This window comes from Paraburkholderia sp. RL17-381-BIF-C (assembly GCF_046026435.1).
GTDB lineage: Bacteria > Pseudomonadota > Gammaproteobacteria > Burkholderiales > Burkholderiaceae > Paraburkholderia.
Genome location: NZ_JARESX010000002.1, coordinates 290400 through 309390 on the forward strand (window position 1 = coordinate 290400; position 18991 = coordinate 309390).

General features: G+C 60.3%; 18 protein-coding genes. 3 read left to right on the forward strand and 15 right to left on the reverse strand.

Translation table 11 applies throughout. The features are described 5' to 3' along the window. Positions 1-13: 13 nt before the first annotated feature. From wecC to P0D70_RS02880, 6 genes are all read right to left on the reverse strand, one after another. Positions 14-1258: a UDP-N-acetyl-D-mannosamine dehydrogenase gene (wecC, locus tag P0D70_RS02855; protein ID WP_408182335.1), complete on the reverse strand. Its 1245-nt coding sequence runs from the start codon at positions 1256-1258 to the stop codon at positions 14-16. 342 nt (positions 1259-1600) lie between these two features. Then, the gene (locus P0D70_RS02860; RefSeq protein WP_408182393.1) at positions 1601-3817 is read right to left on the reverse strand and encodes a polysaccharide biosynthesis tyrosine autokinase; all 2217 of its coding nucleotides are present in this window, start codon (positions 3815-3817) and stop codon (positions 1601-1603) included. Positions 3818-3820: 3 nt separating this feature from the next. Beyond that, on the reverse strand, positions 3821-4258 hold the full coding sequence (locus P0D70_RS02865; RefSeq protein WP_408182337.1) for a low molecular weight protein-tyrosine-phosphatase: 438 nt from the start codon (positions 4256-4258) through the stop codon (positions 3821-3823). Further along, positions 4255-5457, reverse strand: coding sequence for a polysaccharide biosynthesis/export family protein (locus P0D70_RS02870; protein WP_459252442.1), 1203 nt, complete (start codon positions 5455-5457; stop codon positions 4255-4257). The genes P0D70_RS02865 and P0D70_RS02870 overlap by 4 nt, the downstream gene beginning before the upstream one ends. 155 nt (positions 5458-5612) lie before the next feature. Continuing rightward, positions 5613-7028, reverse strand: coding sequence for an undecaprenyl-phosphate glucose phosphotransferase (locus P0D70_RS02875; RefSeq protein WP_408182344.1), 1416 nt, complete (start codon positions 7026-7028; stop codon positions 5613-5615). 169 nt (positions 7029-7197) lie between these two features. After that, positions 7198-7347 carry a hypothetical protein gene (locus tag P0D70_RS02880; protein ID WP_408182346.1) on the reverse strand — a complete coding sequence of 50 codons (150 nt, stop codon included), beginning with the start codon at positions 7345-7347 and terminating at the stop codon, positions 7198-7200. Between the two features lie 143 nt (positions 7348-7490). Between P0D70_RS02880 and P0D70_RS02885 the strand changes: the two genes are divergently transcribed. Further along, positions 7491-8468 carry a 2-dehydropantoate 2-reductase gene (locus P0D70_RS02885; protein WP_408182348.1) on the forward strand — a complete coding sequence of 326 codons (978 nt, stop codon included), beginning with the start codon at positions 7491-7493 and terminating at the stop codon, positions 8466-8468. A gap of 117 nt (positions 8469-8585) precedes the next feature. Here the strand turns inward: P0D70_RS02885 and P0D70_RS02890 are convergent, their stop codons facing one another. From P0D70_RS02890 to oxlT, 3 genes are all read right to left on the reverse strand, one after another. Then, positions 8586-10037: an aldehyde dehydrogenase family protein gene (locus P0D70_RS02890; protein ID WP_408182395.1), complete on the reverse strand. Its 1452-nt coding sequence runs from the start codon at positions 10035-10037 to the stop codon at positions 8586-8588. An 80-nt stretch (positions 10038-10117) separates the two neighbouring features. After that, the gene (locus P0D70_RS02895) at positions 10118-11101 is read right to left on the reverse strand and encodes a LysR family transcriptional regulator (RefSeq protein WP_408182350.1); all 984 of its coding nucleotides are present in this window, start codon (positions 11099-11101) and stop codon (positions 10118-10120) included. Between the two features lie 30 nt (positions 11102-11131). Continuing rightward, complete coding sequence (oxlT, locus tag P0D70_RS02900; protein ID WP_091802959.1) at positions 11132-12475, reverse strand: oxalate/formate MFS antiporter; 1344 nt, start codon at positions 12473-12475, stop codon at positions 11132-11134. 407 nt (positions 12476-12882) lie between these two features. On the opposite strand from oxlT, the gene P0D70_RS02905 reads away from it, so the two are divergent. Continuing rightward, complete coding sequence (locus P0D70_RS02905) at positions 12883-13830, forward strand: LysR family transcriptional regulator (protein ID WP_091802961.1); 948 nt, start codon at positions 12883-12885, stop codon at positions 13828-13830. Between the two features lie 96 nt (positions 13831-13926). Beyond that, positions 13927-14232: a hypothetical protein gene (locus P0D70_RS02910; RefSeq protein ID WP_408182353.1), complete on the forward strand. Its 306-nt coding sequence runs from the start codon at positions 13927-13929 to the stop codon at positions 14230-14232. Between the two features lie 62 nt (positions 14233-14294). Here the strand turns inward: P0D70_RS02910 and P0D70_RS02915 are convergent, their stop codons facing one another. The 6 genes from P0D70_RS02915 to P0D70_RS02940 all read right to left on the reverse strand — a co-directional run bounded on the left by P0D70_RS02915 (position 14295) and on the right by P0D70_RS02940 (position 18856). Next, a complete protein-coding gene (locus tag P0D70_RS02915; protein ID WP_408182356.1) occupies positions 14295-15212 on the reverse strand; it encodes an NAD(P)(+) transhydrogenase (Re/Si-specific) subunit beta in 918 nt (305 codons plus the stop codon). A 63-nt stretch (positions 15213-15275) separates the two neighbouring features. Beyond that, the gene (locus tag P0D70_RS02920) at positions 15276-16094 is read right to left on the reverse strand and encodes a fumarylacetoacetate hydrolase family protein (RefSeq protein WP_408182358.1); all 819 of its coding nucleotides are present in this window, start codon (positions 16092-16094) and stop codon (positions 15276-15278) included. A gap of 27 nt (positions 16095-16121) precedes the next feature. After that, positions 16122-17369: a formyl-CoA transferase gene (gene frc, locus P0D70_RS02925; RefSeq protein ID WP_408182360.1), complete on the reverse strand. Its 1248-nt coding sequence runs from the start codon at positions 17367-17369 to the stop codon at positions 16122-16124. Between the two features lie 24 nt (positions 17370-17393). Continuing rightward, positions 17394-17582 (reverse strand): hypothetical protein, encoded by a 189-nt coding sequence (locus tag P0D70_RS02930; RefSeq protein ID WP_408182362.1) that lies wholly within the window; start codon positions 17580-17582, stop codon positions 17394-17396. Between the two features lie 355 nt (positions 17583-17937). After that, positions 17938-18657 (reverse strand): GntR family transcriptional regulator, encoded by a 720-nt coding sequence (locus P0D70_RS02935; protein WP_408182364.1) that lies wholly within the window; start codon positions 18655-18657, stop codon positions 17938-17940. After that, entirely contained in the window at positions 18635-18856 is a 222-nt protein-coding gene (locus tag P0D70_RS02940; RefSeq protein WP_408182366.1) for a hypothetical protein, read from the reverse strand. The genes P0D70_RS02935 and P0D70_RS02940 overlap by 23 nt, the downstream gene beginning before the upstream one ends. Between the last annotated feature and the right edge of the window lie 135 nt (positions 18857-18991).

Consider the following 18991-nt stretch of genomic DNA (forward strand, 5'->3'; position numbering starts at 1 on the left):
ACCAAGCTCTCGCCTAGCCATGTGACAGCAACCCTCGCGTGTCGATCACCACTTTCGCCTGCAGTCTCACTGGATCGACACGCTTGAACTGGGCATGGTCGACGAGAATCACTACGACGTCCGCCTCCGCAAGCGCCTCGTTCAGTTCACGAAGCCTGACCATGCCTTCAAGCGTCTCCGGCAACCTCCTGATATTCGGTTCGACTGCCACCACTTGCCCCGCAAAACGCTCGGCCAGCTCGCGCACAATCTCAAGTGCCGGACTCTCTCGCAGATCGTCGATATTCGCCTTGAATGCGAGACCGAGACACGCGACTACCGGATCCTTAAAACGCTTCGCCGCACGTTCAACCCGCTCGACCACATGACGCGGCTTGTCGTCGTTCACCGTTCTCGCAGTCCGAATCAGCCGAGCCAACTCAGGCGCGGAATCGACGATGAACCATGGGTCCACGGCGATGCAATGACCGCCGACACCTGGACCTGGCTGCAAGATGCTCACGCGTGGATGACGGTTAGCAAGACGGATCAGCTCCCACACGTTGATATCCAACTCATCGCAAATCAACGACAGTTCGTTCGCGAACGCAATGTTCACGTCACGGAACGAATTCTCCGTAAGTTTGCACATCTCGGCCGTGCGGGCATCGGTCAGAATGCATTCACCGCGGACGAAGCTCTGATACAAGTCGCGCGCCAGTTCGCCACACCGAGGCGTCATACCGCCAATTACACGGTCATTTTCGACCAGCTCGCGAATCACATGTCCCGGCAGCACGCGCTCGGGACAATGTGCAATACGCACATCAGAGTTTTCTCCCATCTGCTGCGGGAAAGTCAGATCAGGCCGTAGCTCCGCCATCCACGCCGCCATCTGCTCCGTCGCGCCCACCGGCGAGGTTGATTCGAGAACGACCAGGTCCCCCCGCTTTAGCACTGGAGCAACGGCTCGACTCGCGGCCTCGATATAACTCAGATCCGGCTTGAAGCCATCCGAAAACGGCGTTGGCACCGCGATCAAAAACGCGTCCGCAGGCTCCGGCACTGTCGTCGCGCGGAGATAGCCTTGCGTCACGGCCGCGTGAACGAGCATGTCGAGCTCCGGCTCCACGATGTGAATTGCACCCTTGTTAATCGTGTCAACGGCATACTGATTCACATCCACACCAATCACATGCTTCCGGCGCGCCGCAAAGGCGGCGGCCGTCGGCAAGCCGATATAGCCAAGTCCAACTACCGAAACGGTCAGAAATTCCATTGTCTTTTATTGAAGAGATTCCAGTTATTCTTAAACCGCGAAGGTCGCCAGCGTGTGATTTGCTGTCACAGCCCCCACAATGCGTTCACAGGCCGTCCCGTCGCCATATGGACTGCCCCTCCGCCTCATTGCTCCGTACGTGTCAGCCTCGTCTAACAGTTGCGATTCAATTCCGGCCGACTCTTTTAGACGTTTGACAAGCGACGCCAGCTTGATGGCTTCAGGACGCGTCCCGAAGGTGAGCAGTATTCGTTTGTTCATACTGCCGGCCATGTACTCAAGGTAGCGGACTCGCGGAGATGCATTACATCGCCTGCGCACGGCCGCCCCAAGATCGCATCTTCAGGATTCACGACTTCCCTCCCTGCTTTCGTACTCCGAGAATGCGCCGTAAGTACTCATCCGCTGCGGCACATCGGTCAGGAGAATTCCGTTGACAGGCACGCCGGCGCTGTTCAACTGGCGCGTTGTCTCACTCAATTCCGCCGCTGAATGACGGCCGTATCGCATGACGAGCAATGTCGCTCCAGCGTGCTTGCCGATCAGCACCGGGTCAGTAACGGCTAGAACCGGCGGCGAGTCGACGATGACTATGTCGTATTCCTTGCCGAACGCTGCCATGACCTTGCCAAAGCGCTCGCGCATCAACAGCTCAGCCGGACTCGACGGAACGGACCCACTCGTGAGTACGTCGAGGCCAGGCAGAACTGCGTGGTGAATCGCCTCCTCCGGATCGATACCTTCGATCACTTCTCGAAGCCCGGGCTTGCGAGGCAGTTCAAAATAGGAGTGAACATTTCCGCGTCTCATGTCGGCATCGACAATCAGTACCCGCTTACCCGTGGTGGCGAGCTCCGCCGCAAGATTCACAGAAAGGAACGACTTGCCGACGCCGGGTCGTGGTCCCGTCAGCATCACAATGTTGTTGTCCGGTTTGACGATTCCGAACTGCAGGGCTGTTCTCAGGCTGCGGATCCCCTCCACAGCTATATCTTCCGGAAAGGCGACCGCAAGCACGCGGAGGCCAGACCCACCTCCACGTGGTGACTGCAACTGCGCCTGCCGGGTGCTGCGCGAAATGATTGCGTACACGGGTATGTCCACCGCGCGCTCAATTTCCGCCGGACTCTCGAGACCATGATTTAGTGCGCGCCGTACGAACGCGATCGTGCCTCCCAACAAGAGACCGAATAGGACGGACGCAGCAATCACCAGTAATTTCTTGGGCTTGACCGGCTTCTCTGCAACAACGGCATAGTCCACCGTACGCACGTTGCCCAATTGACCCGCTTTCAATACACGCAATTGCTCGGTGCTATCGAGCAACTTCGTGTACAAATCCGTGTTGACCTGCACGTCGCGCATTAGCCTTAGCGCCTGCTGCTGAATATCAGGCAATGCCGCCACTTTGTGGTCGAATGTGCGCTGTTGGGCTTGAAGCTCGCTTATTTGCGCATCAATCGCAACAACGGATGGGTACTCTACTGTGAAATGCTGAAGAAGCTGAGAGCGCTGCTGTTGCAAATCAAGCAATTTCGCCTTGTTGTCGACGATAGACTGCAACAAGAGCTTACTTTCAGCCTCCAGATCGACAGTGCCATGTTGAGCACGGAAGGCGTTATAGCGCTGTTCGGCCGTGTCAAGGTCCTGCCTCAGTTCCGGAAGCTGCTGGCCGAGGAATTCGAGCATCTGCTCCGCTTGTGCGGATTTGCGGGCCACGTTGCGCTGAACATAGATGCGGGCCACAGAGTTGACCGTCGCAGCGGTGCGAGCCGCATCCGTCCCATCAAGGGTGACCGAAATGATGCCGGACTGTTTGACCTTCTCCTTGATATCGAGAGACTTTTGCAGATTTTCGATGATTAGTTGGGTGGACGATCGTGAGAGATCGAACGCCGTGCCGGCGTGAGCGACCATGCGGACGACCATCAGTTCTACTGGCCCATACTGGGTCATGCAGCGCGCGCGATTGTTGACTCGACCGTGAAGCACCGAGCGACCGTCGGGATCGCGAAGTTCAAAGTTCTGATTCGCCTCTGCGACAACGGTAAAACGCCGGCCGTATAGTGTGCGGGGCACATCGAATTGACTCAGGTCCAGCTCTTCGCCGCCCCAAGCAAAGCCACTTAGACCCATTACCGGAGCTGCCAAACCGTCCTCTGGCACGTGTTTCGCAATAGGCTCTCCAATCACCGGGAAATAGCGGGGCTTAACATCAACATCGAGATGCAAGCCCTTCACCGTCTCGTTGACCACCATCCGGGACCGGATGAGTTCGATCTCCGCATCGGCCGTAGCCTTATTCTGGAAGAGTGCAGCCAGGTCACCCAGCTTGTCATTGATATTCCCGGTGCCGGAATCATCATCTACCTGAATCAAGGCGTCCGCTCTATAGACCGGCGTTCCGAGAAATGCGTACGCCACGCCAAGAATCAACATTCCAGCCGTGACAAGCACGATCAAAAGCCGACTCTCGCGAATAACCGCGATGATTTCCGACAGGTCAATATTGTCGGCAGTAGACATGTCTGCCGAGCGACTCTGTTTAAGCATATTCATCATTCAGACAGTCAACTTTGCAATAGCGTCGCGCCAATTCGAAACGCCCTGCTCGATTTGTGCAAATGCCAGCTCAAACGCGGCGCGGTGCCGCTGATACGGGTCAACGATGTCGACACGGTCGTATGCCCCGATGCGAAACACTTTTCCTCGTGCGAACGGATAGGTCGCGACGATCAATGCCTGCTGCGTCTGGGTCATGCTCAGGATCAATTCGGCGCCGAGCACATGTTTGTGATTCAATGCAGTTGCCACATGCCCACTAATATCCATCCCATGCTCACGCGCAACCTGGATCGCCATCGGATCCGCATGCCGGCCAACGAGCGCTCGCGTACCTGCCGAACTCACTGAAACGAGTGGCAGCGCCCGCTCGAGAAGCGCCCGCGCCACCGGACTCCTGCAGATATTCCCCTCACACACCATCAAAACCCGGGTCATTTCGCAATCACCCCCGCAGTCAAGCCCGTGCTGATCAACGGCATCAACAAACTCAGCACACGATTGAAGCGAACGAGACCGCTACCATCCACATACACCACGTCCTTCGGTTGCAGCTCGAAATCCTTGGCGAGCAGCATCGCGACCGGTGAATGGCCGTCGAGGTGAAACACTTGCGGCGTGCCCGCCAGCGAACCGCGGATCACGAACATCTGGGCAGCGTCGGCGGTCGAAGCATTCACGCTGCCGGCCTGCGCAAGAGCGTCGGCCAGCGTCATGTGCCCCGTTCGGCGCGGAATCGCAGAGACCGGTTTGTTCACTTCGCCCATCACATACGCGTCGTTTTCGTCACGCGACACGACGCGCAGCAGGTCGCCTGGTTTCAGATAGAGGCGCGACGGGCTCAATCCCTGTGCAAGCATCTGGGTCAGGTTCACGCGATAAGACCGTTCGCCGCGAACCAGAACGAGGTCGCTCTGGTCGGCCGCTTCGCTAAATCCACCTGCGCGGCCCACTGCTTCGTAAAGCGACATGGGCACGTCGTTGACCGCCAATGTGCCGGGGCTACGCACTTCTCCATCCACGTACACCTGGTGCGCCCGATACGACGCCATCCGCACGGTCACTTGCGGTTTGACCAGGTACTTGCCGAGCGCGCTGCTCAACCGTTGCTGTATCTCTTCGGTGCGCAGGCCGGCCACTTGCAGGGTGCCTGCGTACGGAAATGTCAGGCCGCCGTTCTGATCGACGACGAATCCAGCGAGCGGATCACCCGGCCGCGACGAAGATTGCGTTTGTGCCGACCCAAGTGCCGCCGCGAATTCCGGATGGTCCCAGACGACAATTTGCAGCACATCGCCCGGCCCGACCGTGTATGCCAACGGCGCTCCGGAGAGCAATTGCGACAGTTCGATCTGCTGCTGTTTCCGGCTTTGAGCCAGTTGCGAGATCAACTCCGCGTCGACTTCCCTGATGGCGATGTCCGGTGTGCCCGCCGTTGCATCGGCCTTTTCGCTTGCCGCGCCTTCGCTGGCTTCTCCAACCACGCTCGACGTATTGGACCCACCCGACTTGTCCTGCACGCGAGACGTTTCCATTCGCATACCTGGCGCCACTGCACATCCACCGGTCAGCAGGATTACCGCTGCCATCAAAACCCCAAGCCTGAACGCCGGCCGGGTTGAAAATACCGCTAACATCTTGTTCAACCTATTCAAGAGAACGCGCCGAAGCCGCGTTCTCGCTGCCCGCTATTGGGCAGATTTCATTCATATTCCACTGGGATATGCGCCGTCTTCCACAATCGGCACGGCTTCATGATCAATCTGGTTTCAGATCGCGATGAAGCCGCGCGTCAATACGCATTCCGATGCCGCAACCCCTTCACCACCGTCGCAAACACAATCCGCATATCCAACCCAAACGACCAGTTACGCAAGTAGTACAGATCGTGTTCCACCCGTGCCTGCATCTTTTCAACCCGATCCGTCTCTCCGCGAAAACCATTGACTTGAGCCCACCCGGTAATACCCGGCTTGATCCGGTACCGATGGATATAACCGTCGACGATGCCGCGATACTCGTCATCGTGTTCGATCGCGTGGGGCCGCGGCCCCACCACCGACATCTCCCCGCGCAGCACATTCAGAAACTGCGGCAATTCATCGAGACTCGTGCGACGCAAGAACGCACCCACGCGAGTGACACGCGGATCGCCACGCGTAGCCTGACGAACGACACCCGTGCGCGCCGCGTGCTTGCGCATGGAGCGAAACTTGTAAATGCGGAACACACGTCCGTCCGCGCCCTTGCGCCGCTGGGTGAACAACACCGGCCCCTCCGACGTCGCCTTGACGGCCACTGCAATCGTCACCATCACCGGCGCCAACGCGAGCAACGCCGTGAGCGCGAACAGCCGGTCGAAAACCGCCTTCTGAACCAACGCGTACGGAGTCATTGGCGAGGCCATCAGATTGATGGCCGGCGTGCCAATCAGATCGACCACGTTCCGATCGAACATCGCAAGACTGCGTACGTCAGGAATGAAGCGCACGTTGACCAGGTCGCCGCTGAACTCGTCGAGGATCCGCAGCACGGTGTCCTCCTCTGACATGGATAGCGCGAGCCACACTTCTTCGACCTGCTCACAGCGTACCCAGTCCGCGAATTCGGGCAGACACCCGAACGACGGCAAGCCCGGAAAATCAGATTCGTTCCCCTGCCGCGTGTTGAACGTGGCAACCATCCGGAAGCCCGCTTCCGGCGAGCGCACGATATTGGCGATCACACGGTCGCGATGCGCGCCGACGCCCACCACCGCCACCGTGCGCAGGTTGCCTCCCGCCCGCCTCATGCGGCCGAGTACCGCATGCACCAGCAGTCGCGAAACGACCAGCCCAACCGCCGTGATCGCGGTCCAACTCACGCACCAGAGCCGCGACACTGACGAAGCACGGTGAAGCAGGAACAACATGGCAAGCCCGCAAATCTGCACCGCGATCCAGCCGAATACGATGTTGAAACTCAAACGCCATTTCGACCGCCCGCGCCACGAGTCGTACACGCCGAACCATGGCAACAGCACAATGGCAAACGCCATATCGAACGCGACGAATGCACCCTCGAAAATCGACAGACCCGGACGAGGCACGAACGCGAGCGAGGCCAACGACGCGCCCAACGCAATCAACATCACGTCGAGCAGGCGCGCCAACATGCTGTCCACGTCCGCTAAATTCCGGCCGGAGGGTTGACGAATTGCCGTTCGCATGGACCTCGCCCTAACACGCGTGAGGGTCGCGGCGCCGGGCACCAGCTTCCACGCCATGCAGACGGGTCTCCGGTGCCACATGCGCGAACGTGACGGAATAGTCCAAAGTAGTCCTCGGCCTCATGGCATCGCCCTCAATACAATTCATTTGCAATGCCGACTGAATGCATCACTTTTCAAAGAGATCGCATTCTGCCTCCATCAAGATCGTCCAAAGATGGGAAATTTCCCAACTCGTCACAGCATTCGTCAGCTTGGAAATCCAATCTTTGGGAACGACTCTGAATTCTCCAAAACAGTCCGGCTTCTGGTCGTTCATAACCTATCCCTAATGGACTCGTTGAGAAACTTTAACTATCTGCAATCGTCTCCTCCCCTTATGCTCGAACAGTGACCCGCAAACCGTGTACGGCGAGAGACGGCACCGGGCAGGAGACTATTCATCGTCAGAGGAGCGGCATCATGAAGATCTGTATCTTCGGAGCAGGAGCGATTGGCGGCTTGATGGGTGTGCAGCTCGCACGCGCCGGCGCGGATGTGAGTTTCGTCGCGCGCGGCGCGCATCTCGCGGCCATGCGCGAACACGGAGCGCGTCTGATCATGGACGGCGAGACGTTCAGCGCGCCGGTACGCTGCACGTCCGATCCGCGCGAACTCGGCGTGCAGGACTTCGTGATCATTACGCTGAAAGCGCATTCGCTGCCCGGCGTGGTCGATGCGATGCAGCCGCTGCTCGGCAAACACACGGCGATCGTCACGGGCGTCAACGGCATACCGTATTGGTACTTCTACCAACACGGCGGCCGATTCGCCGGCACGCGGCTCGCGAGCGTCGACCCCGACGGCGGTCAATGGACAAAGCTCGGCCCTGAACGGGCGATCGGCTGCGTGCTGTATCCCGCCGCCGAAATCGTCGAACCCGGCGTCATCAAGCATGTGTACGGCAAGAAATTCCCGATTGGCGAGCCAAGCGGAGAACGCACGCCGCGCATTCAGCAATTGCACGAGATCATGCAAGCGGCCGGTTTCGAAGCGCCGATTCGCGACAATATCCGCGACGAAATCTGGCTCAAGCTATGGGGCAACCTGTGCTTCAACCCGATCAGCGCATTGACGCACGCCACGCTCGACGTGCTCACCAGCGACCCCGGCACCCGTGCGGTATCGCGCACGATGATGCTGGAAGCCAAGCGCATTGCGGATCAGTTCGGCGTGCACTTTCGCGTCGATGTGGAAAAGCGTATCGACGGCGCGGGCGCGGTCGGCGCGCATAAGACCTCGACGCTGGTCGACCTGGAGAATCGTCGTCCAATGGAGATCGATCCGCTGTTGACGGTGGTGCAGGAAATGGGCCGCCTCGTCGCCGAGCCCACGCCGACTATCGATGTCGTACTGGCGCTCATCAAACTGCGCGAGCGGATGGCATTGCAGGGAGACTGAGGCCTGGAAACACAATTTCGCCGTTGAACGACTGCAAGCAAAAGAGGATCGAACGCCACGCGCGTTCGATCCTCTTTCCTTTAGCGGCTACTTGTTACCACTGGTCGCTACTGGTCGCTACTGGTCGATAGCGAGCCACACGGCTTTAGGCTCGGTGAAGTTTTCAATCGCGACGTCGCCGTGTTCGCGGCCGAACCCGGAGTCGCCGGAGCCTCCCCACGGCAGGCGCACGTCGGTGTAGCCGTAAGTGTTGATCCACACGGTGCCCGCCTTCAGATCGCGCGCAACCCGATGCACGCGGCCGATATCCGCGCTCCACACGCCCGCGGCGAGGCTATACAGCGTGCCATTGGCGATCCGTATCGCGTCGGCTTCGTCGTTGAATCGAATTACGCTCGCCACGGGACCGAAGATCTCCTCCTGCGAAATGCGCATCTCATGCTCGACGTTGGCGAAGACAGTCGGCTCGACAAAGAAGCCGCGCTCGCCCACTCGCGCGCCGCCGGTCACAAGCGACGCGCCTTCAGAGCGCCCTGTTTCGACATAGCCCAACACCGTCTTCATTTGCGCCGCGGAGATGAGCGGCCCCATGGACGTATCTCGCGCCGACGGATCGCCGACCTTGATCGACTTCGCGCGAGCGGCGAGGCGCTCGACCACCTCGTCGTACACATCGCGATGGGCGAGAATGCGCGAGCCTGCCGAACACACCTGACCGGTGTTGAAGAAGATCCCCGCTGCCGCGGCGCGCACCGCGTTGTCGAGATTGGCATCCGGGAAAATCAGGTTGGCCGATTTACCGCCGAGTTCCAGCGTGACGCGCTTGAAGTTGCCGGCCGCGCCTTGCAGAATGCCGCGCCCCACGGAAGGCGAACCCGTGAACGTCACCTTGTCGACGCCCGGATGCGCGACCAGCGCATCGCCGACCACGCGTCCCTTGCCCGTGACGATATTCAACACACCCGGCGGCACGCCCGCTTCGAGTGCCAGTTCGCCGATGCGCAATGCGCTCAGCGGTGTGATTTCAGCAGGTTTGACGATCAGCGTACAGCCACACGCGAGCGCCGGCGCGATCTTCCACATGCCGATCATCAGCGGGAAATTCCACGGCACGATCGCGGCGACCACGCCGACGGGTTCACGCAAGGTGTATGTCAATGCATCGGGGCGCACCGGCACGACCTGGCCGTTGATCTTGTCGCACCAGCCTGCGTAGTATTCGAGCGTATCGATCGCGGCCGGAATGTCCTGGCGCATGACCGCGGCGATCGGCTTGCCGGCGTCGAGGCTCTCGAGCGCGGCCAGTTCTTCGAGATTCGCGCGCATTAGCGCGGCGAACCGCATCAGAATGCGGCCGCGCTCAGCGGTTCGTATCGCGTTCCAAACTTTCAATGCGGCACGCGCCGCGTGCACTGCCGTGTCCACGTCGGCGGAACTGCCTTGCGCAACCAGTGCGATCGGCTCTTCGGTGGCGGGGTTGATGTCGACGGAATATTCGCCGGTGCCGGGCGGCAAGCGCTTGCCGTCGATAAGCAGATCATGGCGCCTGAGGTCGGTTTCAGTTTCCATCATGAAGCTCCTTGCTTGAGATGCTGGCTGAGATGTTGCATGGGCTGAATGCTTGCGAAGCGGTTTGGGATGAGGGCTGACTAGGGCTCGTGGAGTACGGCGCCGTCGCGCGCAACGGTCATCCCCGTTCGCACTGCGGAAATGGATGGCTGAGCGTCGGCGGCGTCTGAAGGCGCGCCGGCTGGCGCGGAAAACTGTGCCCACGCCGCCGCGGCGTTGGGCCTCAGGGAACGGTTGCGGCGATGCACGAGCAGCGTCGTCAGACTCATCCCCGGCTCGAGCGGCCGGCTAACGAGTGACGGGCCCACTGCGGGCCAATGCGCGTCGATGGGTAATATGCCGACGCCGAGCCCCAGTTCGACCATGCGCAACACTGCCGCGACATGCCCGAACTCCTGCACCGGCCGGCGCTTCACGCCGTTCGTATGGAAGGCGAGTTCGAGCGCCGCGCGCACACCCGTATCGGCATTCAGCGTAACGAGCGCCCATTCGTGCAATGCGCTCCACCCAACGGTGGCATGACGTGCAAGCGGATGCGCGGGCGGCATCACCGCGTGGAGCGGGGTCGTGAAGACGACTTGCGCGTGCAACAGATCGCCGGCGAGCGGCTCGGCGAGCGAGACCACGCCGAAGTCCACTTCGCCTTGCTCGACGCTCGCGAGCACACCGCTTTGCGGCTGATCCCTGACGGAGACGATCAACTCGGGAAAAGCCGCCGCGCATCGCGCGAGCCCTTGGGCCACCCAGCTCGACGACAACACCGGATTGCTCGCCAGTACCACCACGCCGGTATGCCCGTCGTAAGCGGCTCGCTCTTCACGCAGCGTCAGGTCGATTTCATCGAGCAGCCGGCCAATCCTTTGTTCGAGACTCGCACCCGCATGAGTCAGTTCGACCTGGCGGGTAGTGCGGTCGAATAGTTTAAGTTCGACCGCTTCTTCGAGTTCGCGGATACAACGGCTCACCGCCGATTGCGTCAACTCGAACTCACGCGCCGCGCGCGTGAAACTCCGCTCACGCGCAACGGCGACGAACACCTTGAGTTGCTGCAACGATACATTCATGACGTCACTGCCGGGCGCGGGCCGCTCACCCTATTCTCCTGTCTGCTCAGGCCAGTGACTCAGCCGCGAGGCCTTGCCCGTGCCGGCAACCGCCAGCACACCCTGAGGCTCATTGTGCGTTTCGATCCAGCGTGAGCGCATGGGGGCGAGTATGAACTTCGCGGAGATGCCCGCGGCGATCGTCACGACGGCGGAGACGATGAAGACGAGACTCCAGCCGCCCGTCGCCGACAGCACTGAAGCAATCGGCACCAGCAGCGAAGCCGTGCCCTTCGCGGTGTACAGGGTGCCCGCATTGGCCGCCGCATATTTGCTGCCGAAGGTATCGGCACAGATCGCCGGGAAGATCGAGAAGATTTCGCCCCAGAAGAGGAAGATCAACGCGGCGAACGTCATGAACGCATACGGGTTGGTGCCGTACTGCATCAGGCCGAGCAACGCCAAACCCTCGCCGATAAAGATCACGAACATGGTGTTTTCACGGCCGAGCTTGTCGGAGATGAAGCCGCACAACGGACGCGTAAAACCGTTGCAGACGTTGTCGATGGAAAGCGTGGCGGTCAGAAGCGGCAAGGTCATACCGAAGATCGTCATCGGAATGCGTGCGAGGCCCCAGTCTTTCGCGATCGGACCGATCTGCGCGGTGGCCATCAGACCGCCCGCGGCCACCGCCACGAACGAGACGTAAATTACCCAGAACACCGGCGTTTTGATCATCTGACCCGGCGTGAAGTCCACCTTCGAGACGGCGAACTTTTTCTTCGGCGCGGGTTGCTGGCGCAGGTTCGGTTTCTTCAACAGGAGTGCGAGTGCCAGAATGCATCCGCCTTGCAGAATGCCGAAGAAGAAGAACGTGTGCTCATAGCCCGAACGCGTGATCATGTTGGCAATCGGAATCACCGTCACCGCCGCGCCCGCGCCGAAGCCCGCTGCCGTGAGACCCGCGGCAAGACCGCGCCGGTCGGGAAACCATTTCAACGCATTGCCCACGCATGTGCCGTACACGCCGCCCGCGCCGATCCCGGCGATGACCGCGGAGACATACAGCATCGGCAAGGTCGTGGCATACGAGTTCATCACCCATGCAATGCCCGCGCATATCGCTCCGCCCGCGACCACGGGCCGAGGCCCGAACCGGTCGACCAGCCAGCCTTCGAGCGGCACGAGCCACGTCTCAGTCAGAATAAAGATTGCAAACGCAAGTTGAATCGACGCTTCGCCCCAGTGATGCCGCGCGTTCATCGGGGTGACGAACAACGTCCAGGCGTATTGAAGATTGGCGACCAGTGCCATGCACACCATGCCGATGACGAGTTGCCACCAACGGTTCGCCCAAAACACCCGGGCCTTGGTCTGCTGAGTGAATTCGTCCATGAGCCTTGTCTCCACTATTTATTTAGTGCAGCCGACCAACGTCCCGATGGAAGTCCCTTCGATGACGCGCCGGACTGTATACATCCCACCTTATGGTTGCGCCCCGAAAAGCCGTGCTCCCGGGAATATCTGATATTTGCGTCTTTAATCCGTTGCTTTAAAAATCCACCCGCTTAATTCATTGCACTCTGAAAATACTTTATTCCGATCAATTAAAACTTCGCATTGCGACGAGGCTGTCGCCGCCGGTCCATAAGGCCTGAAATCCAAGCGTTAACCCGAGTACTTCAACCACCGCTCTGGCGGTATTTCCGCTTTCTTATACAGAGTCATGCTAGGGTCATTGCTGAATTACTAATAATTAAAGTTTGTTATTATGTTGATTCACGTTTGCTTATACATCGGCCATGACGATGCGAAATGCGACTCTGCGACAACTGAAGGTCTTCGAAACGGTGGCGCGCCACCTGAGCTTCTCGCGCGCCGCCGAGGAATTGCATCTCACGCAGCCGGCCGTCTCCACTCAGGTCCGGCAACTCGAAGAACATGCCGGGCTGCCGCTGTTCGAACAACTCGGCAAAAAAATCTATCTGACGCCGGCGGGCACCGAAATGCTTCACTACAGCCGCGCGATCATCCAGCAATTCCACGAAGTCGACGAGGCGATGAGTCAGCTCAAGGGCGTCTCCGGCGGCAAGCTGAACGTCGCGGTGATCAGCGCGGGCGACTACTTCTTTCCGCGACTGCTGGCCGAATTCACGCGCCGCTATTCGGGTGTCGTGCTCAATCTCGCCGTGCACAACCGCGAGGAGCTGCTGCATCAGCTCGCTACCAACCAGACCGATCTCGCGGTGATGGTGCGGCCGCCCCACGAAACCGACGCGACCAACGAGCCGTTCGCGCCGCACCCGTACGTGATCGTGGCGGCGCCCACGCATCCGCTCGCGCATAAGCGCAACATCAAGATCGGCCAGTTGGCGAATGAAGCCTTCATCGTGCGGGAACGCGGCTCGGACACATGGAATTCGATGGAAGAAGGTTTCGCCGGGCGCCTTGCCAACCTCAAGATCGCCATGGAGATCAAGAGCACCGAGACGATCAAGCAGGCTGTGATCGCGGGCATGGGCATCGCCTTTCTGTCCGCGCATACGATCAGCCTCGAACTGCAACTCGGTCATCTGGTCGTGCTCGATGTCGAGAGCTTTCCGGTCATGCTCAACTGGTACGTGGTGCACCGCAAGAACAAGCGCCTGCCGCCGGTAGCGGTCGCCTTCAAGCGCTTCCTCATGGAAGAAGGCGCGAATCTGATCGAGAAGATCACGCGCGTCAGGGAATTGAGCGTGTATAAGCAGTAGGCTATGGAGAAGCAATAAAACTTTAACTATTGAAAATTCATCAGGACTTCTATGCTGCAAGCGAGTTCCCTCACTCGTCAGCCCAGGAGGCCGATCATGAATCACGCTTCGGTTGAATCCCATACCAGCGCGCACCCTGACCGTGCCGCTTCGATCCATCCCGACGATGCCCACCTGAGCGCGTACAACGCCGCTTTCAGCGATCTCGGCCTGCGTTTTCGCTGGGATCGCGCCACGCTCGACGTGCTCAAGGAATTCAACAGTGAAGCGGCCCGCATCACCGCCTACATCGAGCGGTTTCACGCCCATCTCCATCGTGCCTACGATACCGACTTCCTCGCTCAACTGATTCTGCACAAGAAGTCGCAGTACTTCAGCGAGTTCACGGCGACAGGCGACTGAGAGCGTCGGCGGGATCTCGATCCCGCTACGCGTCGCGCTTGTCGCCAGACAGGTGCGTGCGTTCATAAGGCACGCCTCGTGGTGGCGCAAGTCGAACGATGGTGGGCGCACGCGTGCTTTCGCCCATCCCCATTCACGCTATGCCGTTCGCTTCGACAGCGCGGATATGCTGCCGTGCGCAGGTCGGCTCGCGTTACATAGCGCAACGTCCACGCCTGCTCTTCGCCGCCGTGCCATTCGATTCGCTCCAGCAGCCCGCGTTTGTGCGTGGTCGCGCTATGACTGTGGCAACGCGCGGCAAACGCGAGTGCGCCTGAATCGTGGCCCTGCTCGCGCGCATTGGAATACTCGCGGCTGGTCATCAGATGCACACCCATTGCACAAGCCACCGCGCTCATCGCGAGTAGCGCGGCCAGTCCGAATGGCTGCGCCTGTTCGGTGACGAAACCGTAGCCGAGCCAGGCGCACAGCAGCAGCGCAAGCAGATTGACGACATCGTGACCAGGACGCGCCACCGCGGCGAAGTCCAATACACCGCGCAGTTTGCAGAACGCAATCGTCGAGGTGGCAAAAATCAACGCGCCGATGAACACGGCGACACAGAGTCCAGCGCGCTCCACGCTCGCCTGCGCCGCCGACGACAGATAACGCGCAAAACCACCCGACATGACAGCGAGCCCCATGCCACTGCCCAACAGGGCGACGAGACGCGGCCGCCGCGTCAAGTTGCGTCCGTGCGCCAGTCGCGCGCCGAGCACCGCGCCCGCCACCGCGGCGCCGATCGTGCCGTCGCTCGCGCCCATGCCAGCAGCGAGAAGCGCCGCGAGTGCGGCGGCCAAAGCACCCGAGTGCCACTCAGGCCGACGCTTCGCTCGCCGTTCGAACTGCAGTTGCCCGACTGCGGCAAGCGCGACGGCCAACACGGAAGCAAATAAACCCGCCAGCGAACACCACACGGTACTGTCATGCGCTAGCGGCATGCGTGCTCCTCCGAGTCGGAATGCATGGGCACGTGCCCATGCGTCGCGAAGTCAGCCAACCGTTCAGACGGCGCTCGACGCGACTGGCTCCGTGCCGGCCACAGCAACCGCGCGCGCGGCACTCAAGGTATTGCTCAGCGTGCCGATCCCGTCGACCGTGATCGACACCGTCGCGCCGTCCTTGATCGACCCCACGCCCACCGAGGTGCCGCACGCAATCACATCGCCCGGTTCGAGCGTGAGATCCTGTGAGATCAGACTCACCTGCTCGGCCGGCGAGAAAACCATGTCGGCGAGCGGATAGTTCTGCCGCTCCACGCCGTCGAGTGTCGTGACAAGACGTGCGCGCTGCCAGTCGAAACCGGAGACGATCGCCGGCCCGATACAGCAAAACGTATCGAAGCCCTTCGCACGGCACCATTGCGGAAAGTGCGGATTCTCGTTCAGCAGATCGGCAGCGGTGACGTCGTTCACCAGCGTGTAGCCGAAGATCGCTTCAGCGGCCTCTTCGACGCTTGCGTCCCGGCAGCGCCGTCCGATCACAATGCCGAGCTCGCCCTCATAGACGACCTTGCCCGCGTAGCTGAGCGGCCGGCGGATCGGCTCACCCGCGCCGATTACCGAACCCGCCGGCTTCAGCAGGAAGAGCGGATGCGCGGGCACGGGCTTGTCGAGCTTCGCCGCCAGCGCGTAATAGTTGTTCCACAGCGCGACGATCTTGCCCGGCGCGCACGGCGCGATCGGGGCGAGCGCGCGCGTCGAGAGCACGGCGCCGGTCGGCACCGGCTGATCGAGACTTTCATACTCGTGCAGATAGCCCCCCTCCACACGGCCGAACACGACGCCGCCGTCGCTCGACATGAATCGCATCCACGTATCCATTCGTTGCTCCCTGTTAGCTTGAATCGTCTAGATCGCGCCGGCAGTGCGCAGTGCGCTGACCTGCTCGGGCGAATAGCCGAGTTCGGCCATGACCTCGTCGGTATGCTCGCCGAGCAGCGGAGAACGCGTCACCTCGGTCGGGCTGTCGGACAGTTTGATAGGATTGCCAACCGTCAGATATTTGCCGCGAGTCGGGTGATCCACTTCGACGATCGTGCCGGTTTTGCGCAGCGAAGGCTCTTCGGCGATTTCCTTCATCGACAGAATCGGTCCGCAAGGAATGTCGTACTTGTTGAGAATCTGCATGGCCTCGAACTTGGTCTTGGTCATGGTCCAGCGCTCGATCTCCGCGAAGATGTCCTTCAGGTGCGGCAGGCGCGCGGCCGGCGTCGCGTAATCAGGATCCGTCGCCCACTCTTCCTTGCCGATCACGTTGCAGATCTTCGCCCATACCGGCGCTTGCGTGATGAAGTAGATATACGCGTTGGGGTCCGTCTCCCAGCCTTTGCACTTCAGGATCCAACCTGGCTGACCGCCGCCCGATGCGTTGCCCGCGCGCGGCACTGCTTCGCCGAACTGTCCATTCGGATATTGCGGGTACTCTTTCATCGTGCCGGTGCGTTCGAGCCGCTGCTGGTCGCGCAGCTTCACGCGGCACAGGTTCAGCACGCCGTCCTGCATCGCGGCGAGGACACGCTGGCCGCGTCCGGTGTGCGTGCGCTGATAGAGCGCCGTGACGATGCCGAGCGCCAGATGCAAGCCGGTGCCACTGTCGCCGATCTGCGCGCCCGTCACGACCGGCGGACCGTCGTCGAAGCCGGTGGTCGACGCCGCGCCGCCCGCGCATTGCGCGACATTCTCGTAGACCTTGCAGTCTTCGTAGGGCCCGGGGCCGAAGCCCTTCACCGAAGCGACGATCATGCGCGGATTCAATTCCTGAATCCGCTCCCACGTAAAACCCATGCGATCGAGCGCGCCCGGCGCGAAGTTTTCCACCAGTACGTCGCATTTCTGAATCAATGCTTCGAGCACCTGCTTGCCTTCGGGGTTCTTCGTATCGATTGTGACCGAGCGCTTGTTGTGGTTGAGCATCGTGAAGTAGAGGCTGTCCACGTCCGGAATGTCGCGCAACTGCTCACGCGTGATGTCGCCCGCGCCCGCCCGCTCCACCTTGATCACGTCCGCACCGAACCACGCGAGCAACTGCGTGCAGGTCGGTCCGGATTGCACATGCGTGAAGTCGAGAATGCGCACGCCGTCGAGTGCTTTGCTCATGTCCTGTCTCCTGAAGGGCGCGTCTTATTTGCACATGGTTTGGTTTTTGGTATCCGGCGCATGGTCGCGCGGGTCGCAATGGGCGGGTCCCACATCGAACGCGGTCATGCCGAACGTGCCCTCGCCGGCTGGGCGCGCCTTCTGTTTGAGCGCCTGTTCGGCCTTTGCGCTGCGCGTCGCTGAAATCAGGGGTGAAACAACTGCTGCGGACATAGTCGTCTCCTAGTCGCCTTCGACACATACGGTATGTGATATATCAGATTCAATCAAGCTTGATTTCGGGATGCTGCCTCGGTGCGATTTCTCCTCTGTAGGCTTACTCAGACTGGCGCTGCGCGGAGAAACGGCAAAATTGCAGGCGCCAAGTCGAGGGAAAACACCGACGTCCTCGCTCCGTTCGGCTCGTTTGATATATCACATACCATATTTTTAAGACCGTCAAGCGAGGTTTATCCCGCACCTCGACGGCCTGACGGCATTTCGGTCTGGCGGGAAACAAAAAAGCCCGCGGTGTTTGCACCGCGGGCTCCCTATCCAGCCTGCCAATCAAACGCCGCCCAAGCAGCCGTTAGTCCAGAAAATCGCAATTCGCCTCGACAAATGCGGCGAGATCCAACGAATGCTGCCGCGTGAGGCGCTCGGCCAGTTCGGTATCCCGCTGCTCCAGCGCCTCGATGATGCGCAGATGATCGACGATCGAACGCGATGCACGGTCGCTCTGCGAAATGGTCATGCGGCGGATCGCCCGCACGTGGATGAAGATGTTCTTGATCGTGTCGAGAATGATCTGCGACTTGGACAACTCGACGATCGCCTGATGAAACGCGATATTGGCATCCGAGTACTCAGCGATGTGCTCGGCCGGCGTCGCGTCGCGGAAGTTGTCGAACATGTGGCGCAGCCGTGCAATTTCCTCGTCCGTGGCGTGCAGCGTGGCAAGACGCGCCGCCATGCTTTCGAGCGCCGCCCACATCTGGATCATCTCGACGATTTCACGCTTGCTCTTGCGCACGATATAAATGCCGCGGCGCGGCACCATGCGCAAAAACCCTTCCTGCTCGAGCAGCGTCATGGCCTCGCGCACCGGCGTGCGGCTGACGCCGAGCGACTCGCTCAGCACGCGCTCGTCGAGTCGGATTTCTTCGCGGTTCTGATAGATGTCCGCGTCGGCAATCGCCTGGCGGAGCATGGCATACGCCTGATCGCGCAAGCTCGCGCTCGCGCCGATCGGCTGCAATGACAACGTGAGCGGTGTGGCCACTGCTTCAGCTTGAAGTTCTGACGACATTCATCGCCTCTTGTTGAACATGCGCACGGTACGGCGCCGGCATTGCTGCGCCGCGTTGCTCGCCCAAACCCACGAAGCGGCCATGTTGCGCTGCAAGCTGCGCAACCGGTTGAGGAACCCAGCGGGTCAACAGAACAGTGGCCGCAGCGCCCAAACCCACAACAGAAACGGCAAGCAGCGCAAGAGGAACAAATTCCATTTGTAACTCCGAATGATTGAGTGAAGGAATGACTCAATCATATGCTGCAATGCCGCAAAAATCAATATTCCGTATGTAGTATATCAGTAACTGTTGTTTTTCGAGACTGAAACCTCAAGGTAGCACGGCCTGCCT